Annotated in this window: 12 protein-coding genes; 5 read left to right on the top strand and 7 right to left on the bottom strand. The window is 72.1% G+C overall.

Annotation, left to right across the window (positions count from 1 at the left end):
• Nucleotides 1-530: 530 nt before the first annotated feature.
• A complete protein-coding gene (locus Cch01nite_RS07610; protein ID WP_203750682.1) occupies nt 531-2,237 on the top strand; it encodes a glycosyl hydrolase family 18 protein in 1,707 nt (568 codons plus the stop codon).
• A gap of 53 nt (nt 2,238-2,290) precedes the next feature.
• On the opposite strand, the gene Cch01nite_RS07605 is transcribed toward Cch01nite_RS07610, so the two are convergent.
• From Cch01nite_RS07605 to Cch01nite_RS07595, 3 genes are read right to left on the bottom strand one after another with little or no spacing between them, the layout of a single operon-like run.
• On the bottom strand, nt 2,291-2,836 hold the full coding sequence (locus Cch01nite_RS07605; RefSeq protein WP_203750679.1) for a hypothetical protein: 546 nt from the start codon (nt 2,834-2,836) through the stop codon (nt 2,291-2,293).
• The gene (locus tag Cch01nite_RS07600) at nt 2,833-3,510 is read right to left on the bottom strand and encodes a helix-turn-helix transcriptional regulator (protein WP_203750676.1); all 678 of its coding nucleotides are present in this window, start codon (nt 3,508-3,510) and stop codon (nt 2,833-2,835) included. The genes Cch01nite_RS07605 and Cch01nite_RS07600 overlap by 4 nt, the downstream gene beginning before the upstream one ends.
• Nucleotides 3,507-4,352, bottom strand: coding sequence for a hypothetical protein (locus Cch01nite_RS07595; RefSeq protein WP_203750673.1), 846 nt, complete (start codon nt 4,350-4,352; stop codon nt 3,507-3,509). Before Cch01nite_RS07595 ends, Cch01nite_RS07600 begins: the two co-directional genes overlap by 4 nt.
• Before the next feature lie 178 nt (nt 4,353-4,530).
• Here Cch01nite_RS07595 and Cch01nite_RS07590 point away from each other — a divergent pair, with 178 nt between their 5' ends.
• Nucleotides 4,531-5,061 (top strand): TrmH family RNA methyltransferase, encoded by a 531-nt coding sequence (locus Cch01nite_RS07590; RefSeq protein WP_239070026.1) that lies wholly within the window; start codon nt 4,531-4,533, stop codon nt 5,059-5,061.
• Between the two features lie 84 nt (nt 5,062-5,145).
• Here Cch01nite_RS07590 and aceB read toward each other — a convergent pair whose 3' ends face one another.
• Together aceB and aceA are read right to left on the bottom strand one after the other, a co-directional pair.
• On the bottom strand, nt 5,146-6,801 hold the full coding sequence (gene aceB / locus Cch01nite_RS07585) for a malate synthase A (RefSeq protein WP_203750668.1): 1,656 nt from the start codon (nt 6,799-6,801) through the stop codon (nt 5,146-5,148).
• Nucleotides 6,802-6,835: 34 nt separating this feature from the next.
• Nucleotides 6,836-8,149 carry an isocitrate lyase gene (gene aceA, locus Cch01nite_RS07580; RefSeq protein ID WP_203750666.1) on the bottom strand — a complete coding sequence of 438 codons (1,314 nt, stop codon included), beginning with the start codon at nt 8,147-8,149 and terminating at the stop codon, nt 6,836-6,838.
• A gap of 150 nt (nt 8,150-8,299) precedes the next feature.
• Between aceA and Cch01nite_RS07575 the strand changes: the two genes are divergently transcribed.
• Complete coding sequence (locus Cch01nite_RS07575) at nt 8,300-9,760, top strand: XRE family transcriptional regulator (RefSeq protein WP_203750664.1); 1,461 nt, start codon at nt 8,300-8,302, stop codon at nt 9,758-9,760.
• A 22-nt stretch (nt 9,761-9,782) separates the two neighbouring features.
• On the opposite strand, the gene Cch01nite_RS07570 is transcribed toward Cch01nite_RS07575, so the two are convergent.
• Both Cch01nite_RS07570 and Cch01nite_RS07565 read right to left on the bottom strand, forming a co-directional pair.
• The gene (locus tag Cch01nite_RS07570) at nt 9,783-11,063 is read right to left on the bottom strand and encodes a type II toxin-antitoxin system HipA family toxin (RefSeq protein WP_203750661.1); all 1,281 of its coding nucleotides are present in this window, start codon (nt 11,061-11,063) and stop codon (nt 9,783-9,785) included.
• The gene (locus tag Cch01nite_RS07565) at nt 11,060-11,389 is read right to left on the bottom strand and encodes a helix-turn-helix domain-containing protein (protein WP_203750659.1); all 330 of its coding nucleotides are present in this window, start codon (nt 11,387-11,389) and stop codon (nt 11,060-11,062) included. The genes Cch01nite_RS07570 and Cch01nite_RS07565 overlap by 4 nt, the downstream gene beginning before the upstream one ends.
• A gap of 154 nt (nt 11,390-11,543) precedes the next feature.
• Between Cch01nite_RS07565 and Cch01nite_RS07560 the strand changes: the two genes are divergently transcribed.
• Nucleotides 11,544-12,230, top strand: a complete 687-nt coding sequence (locus Cch01nite_RS07560) for a LysE family translocator (protein WP_203750657.1) — start codon at nt 11,544-11,546, stop codon at nt 12,228-12,230.
• Nucleotides 12,231-12,413: 183 nt separating this feature from the next.
• Nucleotides 12,414-13,685, top strand: a complete 1,272-nt coding sequence (locus Cch01nite_RS07555; protein ID WP_203750654.1) for a glycoside hydrolase family 16 protein — start codon at nt 12,414-12,416, stop codon at nt 13,683-13,685.
• Nucleotides 13,686-13,758: the final 73 nt, after the last annotated feature.

The raw sequence follows: 13,758 nt of genomic DNA, 5'->3' as shown, positions 1-13,758 counted from the left end.
GAGTGACGACATTGCGGCACGTCCCGGGTGCCGCCGTGTCGACGGGCCATTCACGAGCGACGTCCGGGCCGCCCGCAGCGCCGGGAGGAATTCCGCACCGTGTCCGTTTTGGTGCCATTCGTCGGGCACGTCCGGCCGGGTCGCACGGGCTTTTACGGGTGCGTCGGCGGTGGGGTGCGCCGTGGTCCTCGGGTCTGCACGGTTGCAGGTATCTCGAGGCGCGGTCCGTCGCGGCGGCGCCCGGTGAACATGCCGGTGGACGCCGTCCGGGCGGTCGCGCCGCGATCGCGGGAAATCGCGCGGGCGCGGCATTTCCGGTCATTGATTCGATAACGATGTCGGCATTCTTGTCACAATCCCCTGCACCGCTCGTGACGCGTCTGCGCTGGGCACGCTCCCAGCGGTCAGTTGCCAGGGACGACCATTGACTTCACCCAGTGACTGGCGTTAGCGTCCAATGTGATCCATTAGTACACAGTCCTTACATATTCCTGAACTGACGACGACCCCTCGAGGACCAGGAGATGACGATGGGCACCACCCCCCATGACACCCCCGCGGACACCCCCGGCACGCGACGACTGACCGGCGCCCTCCGGCGCCGCAGGGCACGGCGCATCGCCGCGGCGGCCCTCACGGCCGTGACGGCCCTCGTCGCCGGCCTCGCCGCCACCCTCCCCGCCACGACGGCCTCCGCCGCCGGCTCGCTCACAGCGACGTTCACGTCCGCCGGTGACTGGAGCACCGGCCACCAGGTCTCCGTCAAGGTCACCAACGGCACCTCCGCTCCCGTGACCGCGTGGACCATCGAGTTCGACCTGCCCGCCACGGCGACGGTCAGCAGCTTCTGGGACGCCGACGTCACCCACTCCGGCACCCACTACAAGGCCGTCGCGAAGGGCTGGGCCGTCCCGCTCGCCGCCGGCGCGTCGCAGACGTGGGGCTACATCGCCTCCGGCCCGAACGCCAGCCCGACGAGCTGTGCGATCAACGGCGCCAGCTGTGTGACGGGGGCGACGCAGACCCCCACGACCACGCCCACCACCACCCCGACGACGACCCCCACCTCCACCCCGACGGTCACGCCGACCCCCACGACGACGCCCACGACCCCGCCCCCCGGCGGCAAGAAGGTCGTCGGCTACTTCGCCGAGTGGGGCGTCTACGGCCGCAACTACCACGTCAAGAACATCGAGACGAGCGGCTCCGCCAGCAAGATGACGGCGATCCTCTACGCCTTCGGCAACCCCGCGAACGGCCAGTGCGCGGTCGGTGACTCCTACGCCGCCTACGACAAGGCGTACACCGCGGACCAGAGCGTCGACGGCGTCGCCGACACCTGGGACCAGCCGCTGCGCGGCAACTTCAACCAGCTCAAGAAGCTGAAGGCCCTGCACCCCGGCCTCAAGGTCATCTGGTCGTTCGGCGGCTGGACGTGGTCGAGCGGCTTCACGCAGGCCGCGGCCAACCCGGAGGCGTTCGCGACCTCCTGCTACAACCTCGTGCACGACGCGCGCTGGAACGGCCTGTTCGACGGCATCGACATCGACTGGGAGTACCCGAACGCGTGCGGCCTGAGCTGCGACTCGAGCGGCCCGGCGGCGTTCAACAAGGTGGTCACCGCGCTGCGGAACAAGTTCGGCAGCAGCTTCCTCGTCACGGCGGCGATCACGGCCGACGGCAGCAACGGCGGCAAGATCGACGCGGCCGACTACGCGACGGCCACCCAGAAGCTCGACTGGATCATGCCCATGACGTACGACTACTTCGGCGCGTTCAACCCGCAGGGCCCGACGGCCCCGCACTCGCCGCTCACGTCGTACCCCGGCATCCCGCAGGCAGGGTTCAACTCGGAGGACGCGATCAACAAGCTCATCTCGAAGGGCGTCCCCGCGAACAAGATCCTGCTCGGCATCGGCTTCTACGGCCGCGGCTGGACCGGTGTCTCGCAGACCGCCCCCGGCGGCTCGGCGACCGGCCCCGCCCCGGGCACGTACGAGCAGGGCATCGAGGACTACAAGGTGATCAAGGGACGCTGCCCCGCCACGGGCACCGTCGGCGGCACCGCGTACGCCAAGTGCGGCAGCGAGTGGTGGTCGTACGACACGCCCAGCACCATCGCCGGCAAGACGACGTGGGCCAAGAACAAGGGCCTCGCAGGCGCCTTCTTCTGGGAGCTGTCCGGCGACACGTCGAACGGTGAGCTGATCACCGCGGTGGCGAACGGCGTCAAGTAGCACGACGAAGGGGCGCGGAACCGGTCACCGGCTCCGCGCCCCTTCGTGCGCCGTCAGGACAGCGCGTCCAGGACGTCGGTCGCGAGCGCGAGCAGGTACTCCACGGGTGGCGGGTCCACCGGGTACGTCGGGCCGAACACGTCCTCGGTGACCTGCACGGCCTGCTGCGGCGACGTGACGCCCAGACGTGAGAAGAGCAGGGCGAGGTCGGCCAGGTCACGGTCGCGTCCGGCGAGCATCTTCATGGCGAGCAGATGCCGTTCGGAGGACACCAGCACCCGCAGGCCCGGGACGACGAGCTCGCTCGCCTCGTCGTCGGGGCCTGCCGGGACCATCGAGGTGACCTTGTCGTTCAGCCACTGCACCGGCAGGTCGTGCCGGACCGCGACGTCGCGGATCGCGGCCTCGAGCTGGCCCTTGTCGGAGCGGAAGACCGCGTCGATGTCGCGCGTCGTCGCGCGGTTCTCGAACAGCAGCGGCATCGCCGCGCCACCGGCCACGTAGATGGTCGCGGTCCAGCCGCGCACGTGCAGGAACCCGCCCACCTCGGTGAGCAGTCCGCGGATGTCCTCTCGGGACAGGGACGGGTCGGGGCTCACGCGGTCGTGAAGTTCCGGGCGTCGAACCAGATCCCGAGGCGGGACAGCTCCGGCGGGGTGTCCTGCATCGCGAGCACGGCTCGTGCGCCGCGTCCCGAGGGCCACCACCACGACGCGAGCGGGTCACGGTGGGTCCATGCCGGAGCGGGACGACCGAGGAGCCGCAGCCGATAGCGCACCGACCCGGCGAGCAGGGCGTCCCAGCGTTCGTCACCGGTGGACTGCGGAGTCGCGAGCATGGCGTCGAGCTGGTCGAGCGCGGCGACGAGCGGGACCTGGTTGACCGTGTCGCACAGGACACGTCCGGCCCAGGTGGTGTCACCGGTCGCCAGGTGCTCCCGGAGCTGGTCCGCGAGCTCAGGGATCGTCAGCCACCAGCGCACGTCACGGTCGCGTTCGAACGCGATCGTCGACTCGGCGGTGAACGCGTCCCGGACCGCGGCCATGAACGGGTCGGCGTAGTTGACGCTGAGCAGGTTGCGACGGCCGTGGGCGACCTTGTGCACCAGTCCGGCATCGACGAGCCGAGCGACCTCGCGCGCGACGGACGAGTGCGGGTGCCCTGTGGTGCGCGCGAGGTCTGCGGCAGTGCGGACGCCGTCCGCCGACAGGACCAGGTCGCGCAGGACGTCGTGCTGGACGTCGGTGCGGAACAGCGCGGTCGCGTTCGTCACTCCACGGTCCTATCTCCCGGAATCAGAGAGATCATGGTGGACCGGTTCCCCGACACCCGCACCGCGCGGCGCAGGGTCGCGTCGAACACGACCGGGTCCTGGAACTCGACGTACCGGCAGGCGTCGGGCGGCAGGCCGTGCTCGACGGCGAGGAGCCGTCGCGCCGCTCGCAGCGCGGTCGGCCACACGACGAGCGCGGCGACGACGCCCGTGGCACCGACGCCGAGGACGATCCAGCCGCCCGTGGGCTCGTCGATCCCCACGAAGGCGAGCCCGAGGAGGACGAGGATCGCGGACAGGAGCAGCACGAGCGGGGACAGCCAGACCTTGACGAGCTGCCGGAGGACCGGTCGGCTCAGCCGCCCCTCCCACCGGCCGAGGAAGGTCTGCCGGGGATCCGACGCGACGGGCACGGCCACGGCCGCACGCCACCGGCGCATCGACGGCCGCCGGAGCAGGGCGAGGGGCACGCCTGCCGCGACGAGCACCGCGACGGCGACGAGGGCCGAGGTGGCCGACCGTTCGACGAGCGAGTCGACGAGCCCCCACACGCCGGCGAGCGCGGTGAGCACGAGCCCCGTCCGGAGCATCGCGGCGCGTGCCTTCCGCCAGAGGGCGCGGGCGCCGAGCACGAGGATCGCCGCGAGCCAGACCAGCCAGTAGCCGAGGCTGATCACGCCGCGCACGGCGAGCTTGTCGTCCCAGGGACGCACCGACTGCATCCCGAGCACGACGACGGCGACCGCGGCCGCGACGACGGCGGCGGCGAGCAGGACGGCCGAGCACACGACGAGCGCGACCGCCGCGGGACGACGCGGACGCTCGTCCGCCACCGGCATCACGTTCGCGATCGTAGGGCCGCCCGCCCTTCCCGTCCGCCCCTCGCCTGTGGCAGGCTGCGAGCCCTTCGCCTCCGGCCGGTCGACGGCCCCCACGATGGCCCACGGCGCGCCGCGAAGCGCCGCCACTCATGACGAACGAGACCCCCCGCACCCCCGGAGAGCCCGCCCGCCCCCGCCCGTGACGGCCCGCACGACGAGCCCGGTCCGGGTCCGCTCGCGCGACGACCTGCGGCAGCAGCGCCGACGACGCGAGCACGGCTGCTGGGACCACCTGGTGGTGGCGCCGTTGTGGCCCCTGCACGGCGTCAACCTCGGGACCCTCCTGCGCACGTGCGACGCGGTCGGGGCGTGCATGGCCGTCCCGCGCCTGCCGTGGGTGCCGGAGGCCCTGGCCCGCGGGAACACGCTGCGCCGTCCCGCGTGCGTGCACTGGACGGGGAACGTGACGCGTTGGCTCGACAAGCAGCGCGCCGGCGGGTCGGTCGTGCTCGGGGTCGAGCTCGCCGACGAGGCGATCCGGCTCGGCGACCTGGCGGCCGCCCGTCGTCGCACGGTCGTGGTGCTCGGGCACGAGCAGACCGGCATCCCGCCCGAGGCCCTGGCGCTGCTGGACCAGGTCGTCGAGATCCCCATGACGGGCACCGGCGCGAGCCTCAACGTGGCGGTGGCGGGCTCGCTCGTCCTCTACCGGCTCGCGGGCCTGCTGTGACGGTGACCCGGCGGGACGACGCCGGGGGTGCGGCCCGATGCGGCCGCACCCCCGGTGCCCCTCGTCCCCCAGGTGAACGGGACGTCAGCCCCGCTCGACGAGGAACTGTGTGTAGGCCGGCACGGTGAGGAACGTCGGGAAGTCGTCCGCGAGCGCGACCTGCCGGAACAGGTCGGCCGCGTCGTCGAACCGGTCCCCGGGGGTGCGGGGCTGCTCGGCGACGACCTCGTCGAGCAGCCGGTCGACGACGCCGGACGTGATCGTCGTCCCGGTCTCCGTGACGACGCCCTGGTGCACCCACTGCCACACCTGCGACCGGGAGATCTCGGCCGTGGCGGCGTCCTCCATGAGGTTGTCGATGGCGACGGCGCCGACGCCCCGCAGCCACGCCTCGAGGTAGCGGACGGCGACGGAGACGTTCGCCCGCAGGCCCGTGTCGGTGACGGTGCCGCCGGCGGAGCCGATGTCGAGCAGCTCGGCGGCGGTGACGGTGACGGCGGAGCGCAGCCGGTCGCGCTGGTCGACGCGCTCGCCGAGGGCCTCGTCGAACACCTCGCGGGCGATCGGCACGAGGTCGGGGTGGGCGACCCAGGTGCCGTCGAAGCCCTGGCCGGCCTCGCGCTGCTTGTCGGCGCGGACCTGCTCCAGCGCCCGGGCGGTGACCTCGGGGTCGCGCCGGTTCGGGATGAACGCGCTCATCCCGCCGATGGCCTGCGCGCCCCGCTTGTGGCAGGTCGCGACGAGCAGCTCGGTGTACGCCTTCATGAACGGGACCGTCATGGTGACCTGCGAGCGGTCGGGCAGCACGAACCGGGAGCCGCGGGCCCGGAAGTTCTTGATGACGCTGAAGATGTAGTCCCAGCGCCCGGCGTTGAGGCCCGCGCAGTGGTCGCGCAGCTCGTAGAGGATCTCCTCCATCTCGAACGCGGCCGTGATCGTCTCGATGAGGACGGTCGCGCGGATCGTGCCGTGCCGCAGGCCCAGGTACGTCTCGGTGAAGCGGAACACGTCGTCCCACAGCCGCGCCTCGAGGTGCCCCTCGAGCTTCGGCAGGTACAGGTACGGGCCGCTGCCGGAGTCGATGAGCGCCTGCGCGTTGTGGAACAGGTAGAGGCCCGCGTCGAGGAGCGACGCCGACGCCGCGTACGTCTGGCCCGCGCGGTCGGTGTACCGGACGTGCTGCTCGGTGAGGTGCCAGCCGCGCGGCCGGAAGACGATCGTCGGCGTCTGCTCCCCGACCTCGTAGCGCTTGCCCTCCGGCGACGTGAAGTCGACCTGCCCGCGGATCGCGTCGAACAGGCTGTGCTGGCCGCCGACGACGTTCGCCCAGGTGGGGCTCGTGGCGTCCTCCATGTCGGCGAGCCAGACCTTCGCCCCGGAGTTGAGGGCGTTGACGGTCATCTTCCGGTCGGTCGGGCCGGTGATCTCGACGCGGCGGTCCTCCAGCCCGGGTCCGGGCCCGGCGACCCGCCAGGTGGGGTCGGCCCGCAGGTGCGCGGTCAGGGGCAGGAACGACGGGTCGGCGCCGTCGGAGAACCGGTCGCGGCGGCGCTGCCGGGACAGCAGCAGCTCGTGGCGTCGTCCGGCGAACTGGGCGTGCAGGTCGGTGAGGAAGTCCAGCGCCGCCGTCGTGAGGATCTCGTCGGTGCCGGGGACGGACAGGCCCGTGACGTCGAGCGACGGCCGGGCGAACGGATGGGTCAGCAGGGTCCGGCCGGGGGCCGGGGTGGTGAGGGTCATGGCGGTCTCCTGGAACGTGGGTGGGTGGCGCCCGTCAGTGGGTGAACTGGGCGGCCTCGGTGGAGCCGGCGAGCGCGAGGGTGGCGCTGTCGGGGGTGATCGCGGTGGCGACCTTGTCGAAGTAGCCGGTGCCGACCTCGCGCTGGTGGCGGGTCGCGGTGTAGCCGCGGGCCTCCGACGCGAACTCGGACTCCTGCAGCTCGACGTACGCGCTCATGCCGCGGGTGGCGTACCCCTGGGCGAGGTCGAACATCGAGTGGTTGAGGGCGTGGAAGCCGGCGAGGGTGATGAACTGGAACGCGTACCCGTACCCGGCGAGCTCGCGCTGGAACCGCGCGATCTGGGTGTCGTCGAGGTGCTGGCGCCAGTTGAACGACGGCGAGCAGTTGTAGGCGAGGAGCTTGCCGGGGAACTTGTCGTGGATCCGCTCGGCGAACTCGATCGCGAGCGCGACGTCCGGGGTGGACGTCTCGACCCAGATGAGGTCCGAGTACGGCGCGTAGGCCTCGGCCCGTGCGACGACGGCGTCGAGCCCCGGCCGCACCCGGTAGTAGCCCTCGGAGGTCCGCTCCCCCGTGAGGAACTCGTGGTCGCGCTCGTCGGCGTCGGACGTGACGAGGTCGGCCGCGAGCGCGTCGGTCCGCGCGATGACGACGGTCGGCACGCCGGCGACGTCCGCCGCGAGCCGGGCCGCCGACAGCGTGCGCACGTGCTGGGACGTCGGGACGAGCACCTTGCCGCCGAGGTGGCCGCACTTCTTCTCGGCCGCGAGCTGGTCCTCCCAGTGCACGCCTGCGGCGCCGGCCGCGATCATCGAGTGCATCAGCTCGTAGGCGTTGAGCGGGCCGCCGAACCCGGCCTCCGCGTCGGCGACGATCGGGGCGAGCCAGTCGCGGGTGCGCCGGCCGTTCTCGGTGGTGTCGATCTGGTCGGCGCGCAGCAGCGCGTTGTTGATGCGCCGGACGACGGCGGGCACGGAGTTCGCCGGGTACAGGCTCTGGTCGGGGTACGTCTGGCCGGACAGGTTCGCGTCGGCGGCCACCTGCCACCCGGACAGGTAGATCGCCTCGAGGCCCGCGCGGACCTGCTGGACGGCCTGGTTGCCGGTGAGCGCGCCGAGCGCCGGGACGTGGGTGCGGCTGTGCAGCAGCTCCCACAGCTTCTCGGCCCCGCGACGGGCGAGCGTGTGCTCCTCGCGCACCGACCCGCGCAGCTCGACGACGTCCTGCGCCGTGTAGGAACGGCTGACACCTGCCCACCGACGGTCGGCCGCCCAGGTCGCGGCGAGCTCGGCCGCGGTCTGGGTCTGGTCCCCCGGGCGGGGCGTCGGGCTGGTGTGCTCGCTCATGACTTCCTCCGTGATTCGGCAGTTCTTCTCGGCGATCTCGCCTGAGGACAACGGTGCCCCCCGCAACCGTGCAGATCACTGGTCTGGAGCGGGGAAGATCCGCGGTTCTTCTCCTGGACGGAAGCCGTGGCGGACTGAGACGGTGGTCACATGACGACGACGTCCTCGCCCGTCCCTGCCGGCGGCATCGACACCCTCGTCCTCGGCCGCCGCATCCGGCACCTGCGCACGGCCCGGGACATGACGCTCGACGACCTCGGTGCCGCCATCGGCCGCGCCCCCTCCCAGGTGTCGATGCTGGAGAACGGCCACCGCGAGCCCAAGCTGTCGCTGCTCGGCCTCGTCGCCGACGCCCTCGACGTGCCTCTCTCGGAGCTGCTCCGCACCGACCCGCCCACCCGCCGGGCCGCCCTGGAGGTCGAGCTCGAGCGCGCCCAGCGCGGCCCCCTGTTCGCGTCGCTCGGCGTGCCGCCCGTCAAGGTCAGCCGCTCCCTGCCGCCCGACGCCCTCGAGGCGCTCGTGCGGCTTCAGGCCGAGATCCAGCGCCTCCTCACCGAGAACGCCGCGACCCCCGAGGAGGCCCGCCGCGCCAACGCCGACCTGCGGGCCCGCATGCGCGCGCAGGACAACTACTTCCCCGAGCTCGAGGAGCACGCGCGCACCCTGCTCAAGGCCATCGACCACCCCGGCGGCCCTCTGTCGCAGCGTGCCACGGCCGACGTCGCCGCCCACCTCGGCTTCTCGCTGCACTACGTCACGGACCTGCCGCACTCCACCCGGTCCGTCACCGACCTCGCGCACGGCCGCATCTACCTGTCCCAGGGCACCGGCGGCGTCACCGACGCCCGCTCACCGCTCCTGCAGGCCCTCGCGAGCCACGTGCTCGGCCACGCCGAGCCGCGCGACTACGGCGACTTCCTGCGTCAGCGCGTCGAGGCCAACTACATGGCCGCCGCGCTCATGCTCCCCGAGGACGGCGCCGTGCCGTTCCTGCAGCAGGCGAAGGCCGAGCGGCGGCTGTCCGTCGAGGACCTGCGCGACACGTTCGCCGTCCCCTACGAGACGGCCGCGCACCGGTTCACCAACCTCGCGACCCGGCACCTCGGCATCCCGGTGCACTTCATGAAGGTCCACGAGGGCGGCACCCTGCACAAGGCGTACGAGAACGACGGCGTCGTGTTCCCGTCCGACCCGCTCGGCGCCATCGAGGGGCAGCCCGTGTGCCGGCAGTGGACGGCCCGCGTCGTGTTCACGCTGCCCGACCGGTTCTCGCCGTACTACCAGTACACCGACACCTCGTCGGGCACGTACTGGTGCACGTCCCGGGTCCAGCCGTCGTCGCAGGGCGCCTTCTCGGTGAGCGTCGGGGTGCCGTTCTCCCAGGTCAGGTGGTTCCGCGGCCGCGAGACGACCGAGCGCTCCCAGTCCCGCTGCCCCGACCCGACGTGCTGCCGGCAGCCTCCCGCCGACCTCGCGCAGCGGTGGGCCGCGCAGGCCTGGCCGAGCGCCCGGCCGCACGCGTCGCTGCTCGCCGCGCTGCCTGTGGGGGTGTTCCCCGGGGTCGACACGACGGAGGTCTACCGGTTCCTCGACCGGCACGCGCCGGAGTGACGGCAACTGTGCGTGGGGTTCGTCAGGCGAGCGTCTCGCGGCACTGCGTGACTCGTTCGGCCACCTTGCTCGCGAGCGTCGTCGGCAGGACGCTGCCCAACGCCTTCACGTCCGGGTCGGCGGCCGCCTCCGCGAAGGCGTCGGGGACGACGTCCATGAGCGCGCCTGCCCGAGACCTCACCTGCTCGACCGGCAGGGAGAACTCGGCGGCCACCTTGGGCCAGATGGTCGCCGTCCGGGTCCGCAGCGTGTAGTCGCCGCCGTACTTCATCGCCAGGCGCAGCTTCTGCAGCGTCCACCCGTAGGGCAGGACCGACGCGACGTCGTAGAGCGGAGCGAGCGCCACCTGGTTGCCGGCCAGCAGCAGCGAGTCGTTCTTCGCGTGCGCGTCGGTCCCGCCGATCAGCCAGCTGAAGGTCACGGCGTCGAAGAGTCTCCACACCCCGGCCTCGGCCTGCGATGCCGGCAGCACCGCCCGCAGCAGGGTCGCGACGTCCTTGCTTCCCGGGCCGCCGTCGTTCTGGTACTTCGAGGCCGGGTGCAGGCTCGATGCCTGGCACATGTCTTCCTGGTGGATGCGTCGCAGCCAGGGTTCACCGGCTGCCCTGTCGTAGCGGGTCACGGCGATCGCCGAGGTGCCGGCGAAGCGCACGATCCTCGACGGCGCGGTCACCAGCCCGCACGCAGCGGCCGCGCGCAGGCACAGGTGCTCGTTGAGGTCGTGGTCCTCCAGCCCGGAGATCGCCGGCTTGAGGATGTGGCTGGTCGCGGCAGCCCCCTCGGGAAGACCCCACCGGTCGGCGTTGTCGTCGTAGACCATCGCGACCTTCGACTGTGCCCCCGCCAGTGAGAACCGGCCCGAGAAGTCCGCCCCGAGCCACGCTGAGGAGTCCGCCAGCAGCTCGCGCAGACGGGCACCGACCTCGTCCTCCGTCAGCCACCGCACATCACCCTTGCCCGCGAGCATCGCATCGACCCGCTCGGCAGTCACGAACCGGGCCGCGCCGGCGCACTCCTCGCCGATCGGGGTCGACAACAACGAGAACGGCGATCCGGCGGACACCGAGAACCGGCGCCCCCAACGGCGCCTCACCGCGTCGTCGTCAGGAAGCAGACCGTCCAGCCAGGGTGCGACGGTCGTGTTCCGGTACGTCTGCGAGGTCACAGGCATGCTCACCGAGAGCGGTGTCCTGGTGCGTCGGCGGATGTGCTCAGGCGTGTACTGCAGCTCGACGTCGCCCCGTTCGCGCCGGATCGTCGCCGCGACGTGCCCGTCGAGCAGCACGTACAGGACGTCGCTCACCTGTCGCTCACCGGTCGCGGGCCGCGAGTCTCGCTCGTCAGACGACGAAGGTGGTCGTCGAGATCGACGAGGTCCCAGTCCTCGCCGACCGGCTCCGCGTCCACCTCGGCCTCGTCGGAGGTCGGCACGTCCAGGGGGAGATCGAGTGCCGCGAACAGACGCAGCACGAGCGAGAGCTCGACAGCGGACGCGGTGCCGCTCTCGAAGTTCACCAGCCACTTGCGCGAGACTCCCGCCCGGTCGGCGGCCTCCTGCTGCGTGATCCCGAGGTCGCGCCGACGTGCCCGCACCAGCACCTGCAGGTCACGGACGCTCGAGATCCTCATGCGACACCTCCCGTGCGAGACACCATACGGTGACGATCCAGCAATGTCACCGTACGGTTACTCATCGCACATGTCACCGTCCGGTTTCATCTGGTCGTTGTCACCGTTCGGTGACACGTCCTCGAGGCCGCGGCTGATCCGCCACCATGTCCGTGTGTTCGTCCCGCAGCCTGACGTGCTCCTCGCCTTCGTCCTCGCGGCCCTCGCGCTGAACGTGACGCCCGGTGCCGACATGGTGTTCGTGCTCGGCACGTCGTTGCAGCACCGGACGCGGGCCGGAGTGCTGGCCGCGGTCGGGATCGCCGTCGGGTCGTTGTGCCACGCGACGCTGGCGGCGGCGGGACTGTCGGCGCTCGTCGCGGCGTCGCGGCCGGCGATGGCGGTCGTCACCGCCGCGGGCGCCGCCTACCTGGTCTGGGTCGGGGTCCGGATGGTCCGCGACCGCAGCACGCTCGTCGTCCCGGCAGACGACCGTGCGGTGGTGACGGCGGGGCCGGCGCACGCGCCGCCCGAGGAGCCCGCGCCCCCGCGAGCGCTGCAGCTCGTCGGCCGGGGCGCCACGGTCAACCTGCTCAACGTCAAGGTCATCCTCTTCTTCCTCTCCTTCATCCCCCTGTTCGTGCGCCCCGACGACGGCCCGGTGTGGCAGCAGGTCCTGCTCTTCGGGCTGCTGTTCGACGTGCTCGGCACGCTCGTGCTCGTCGGGGTCGCGGTCGCCGCCGGACGTGCGTCGCGGGCGCTCCTCGACCGGCCCGGGGTCGTCGTCGGGGTCCGCCGGACGTGCGGTGCGGTGCTCGTGGTGCTCGCCGTCGTGCTGGTCGCGACCCGCCTGCTCCCCTGACGAACACGTTGTCGACAACGTTCGCCAGTCAATGGTTACTTGTCAGTCAGTAAACAATCCCGTTACCGTCCTGGGCTGGACGGGGAGCCCCGTCCCCTCCCGGGCAATGACGCACGTCGGACGCTGCGCGGGCGGCACCCCATCCGTGTCCCAGCGCCGGGGCACGGGAACGGAGAGGCACACATGAAGCCCGCGCACCGCCGGTCCCGGCCCACCCGACAGATCGCCGCCGCCCTCGCCCTCACCGCCGCCGTCGCCGGGACGGCGCTCGTCGCCGCCGCCCTCGTCCCCGGCTCGACCGCCCCCGCAGCCGCCGCCCCGGGCGACGTCCTGTGGTCCCAGGAGTTCGACGGCGCCGCCGGCACCGCGCCCGACCCGTCCGTCTGGGGCTACGACGTCGGTGGCGGCGGCTGGGGCAACGGCGAGCTCGAGAGCTACACGACGTCCCGCAGCAACTCGGCCCTCGACGGCAACGGCAACCTCGTCATCACCGCCCGCCGCGAGGCCGACGGGTCCTACACCTCGGCCCGACTGCAGACGAACGACAAGGTCGAGATCGCGTACGGCCGGGTCGAGGCTCGGATCCAGATCCCGCGCGGCCAGGGCATCTGGCCGGCGTTCTGGATGCTCGGCGGCGACTTCCCGCAGACGTCGTGGCCCGGCTCCGGCGAGATCGACATCATGGAGAACGTCGGCTACGAGCCGCACCGCGTGCACGGCACCGTGCACGGCCCCGGGTACTCGGGCGGCAGCGGCATCACCGGCACGTACCAGCACCCGCAGGGCTGGTCGTTCGCCGACGCGTTCCACACGTTCGCGGTCGACTGGAAGCCGGGCTCGATCACGTGGTCGGTCGACGGGAACGTCTACCACCAGGTCACCCGCGCGAGCGTCGGCAGCAACCCGTGGGTGTTCGACAAGAAGTTCTTCCTCATCCTCAACGTCGCGGTCGGCGGCGCGTGGCCCGGCAACCCGGACGCGACGACCGTGTTCCCGCAGCAGATGAAGGTCGACTACGTGCGGGTCTACGACAACGGCTCGACGACGGGCGGTGGCGGCTCGCTGCCCACCGGCACCGGGACGATCAAGGTCGCGAACCAGCTCTGCCTCGACGTGCCGTGGGCGAACACGGCCGACGGGACCCCGATCCAGGTCGTCGGGTGCAACGGGAACGCCGCCCAGTCCTGGACGCGCGGCTCCGACGGAACCGTCCGGGCGCTCGGCAAGTGCCTCGACGTGTCCGGCGGCGGGACCGCCGACGGCACCGTCGTGCAGCTGTGGACCTGCAACGGGACCGCGGCGCAGCGCTGGGAGCACGTCGCGTCGTCGAGCGCGCTGCGCAACCCGCAGTCGGGCCGGTGCCTCGACGCGGTCGGCGGCCTGCCGGTGCACGACGGGCAGCGGGTGCAGATCTGGTCCTGCACGGGAGCCGCCAACCAGCAGTGGGCCTTCTGACCGGCCCCTGAGCGCGGTACGGGCGGTGTCGCCACAGGGTGCGGGGCGATCAGTACCCTGTGGCGACCCCGTC

The organism is Cellulomonas chitinilytica (genome assembly GCF_016862675.1).
GTDB classification, from domain to species: domain Bacteria; phylum Actinomycetota; class Actinomycetes; order Actinomycetales; family Cellulomonadaceae; genus Cellulomonas; species Cellulomonas chitinilytica.
This window is presented reverse-complemented; position numbering and strand designations above follow the sequence as displayed.

Coding starts and splice junctions, on each gene's coding strand:
- Cch01nite_RS07575 (WP_203750664.1), top strand. CDS start 8,300: ATGACGACGACGTCCTCGCCCGTCCCTGCCGGCGGCATCGACACCCTC.
- aceA (WP_203750666.1), bottom strand. CDS start 8,149: ATGAGCGAGCACACCAGCCCGACGCCCCGCCCGGGGGACCAGACCCAG.
- aceB (WP_203750668.1), bottom strand. CDS start 6,801: ATGACCCTCACCACCCCGGCCCCCGGCCGGACCCTGCTGACCCATCCG.
- Cch01nite_RS07565 (WP_203750659.1), bottom strand. CDS start 11,389: ATGAGGATCTCGAGCGTCCGTGACCTGCAGGTGCTGGTGCGGGCACGT.
- Cch01nite_RS07555 (WP_203750654.1), top strand. CDS start 12,414: ATGAAGCCCGCGCACCGCCGGTCCCGGCCCACCCGACAGATCGCCGCC.
- Cch01nite_RS07610 (WP_203750682.1), top strand. CDS start 531: ATGGGCACCACCCCCCATGACACCCCCGCGGACACCCCCGGCACGCGA.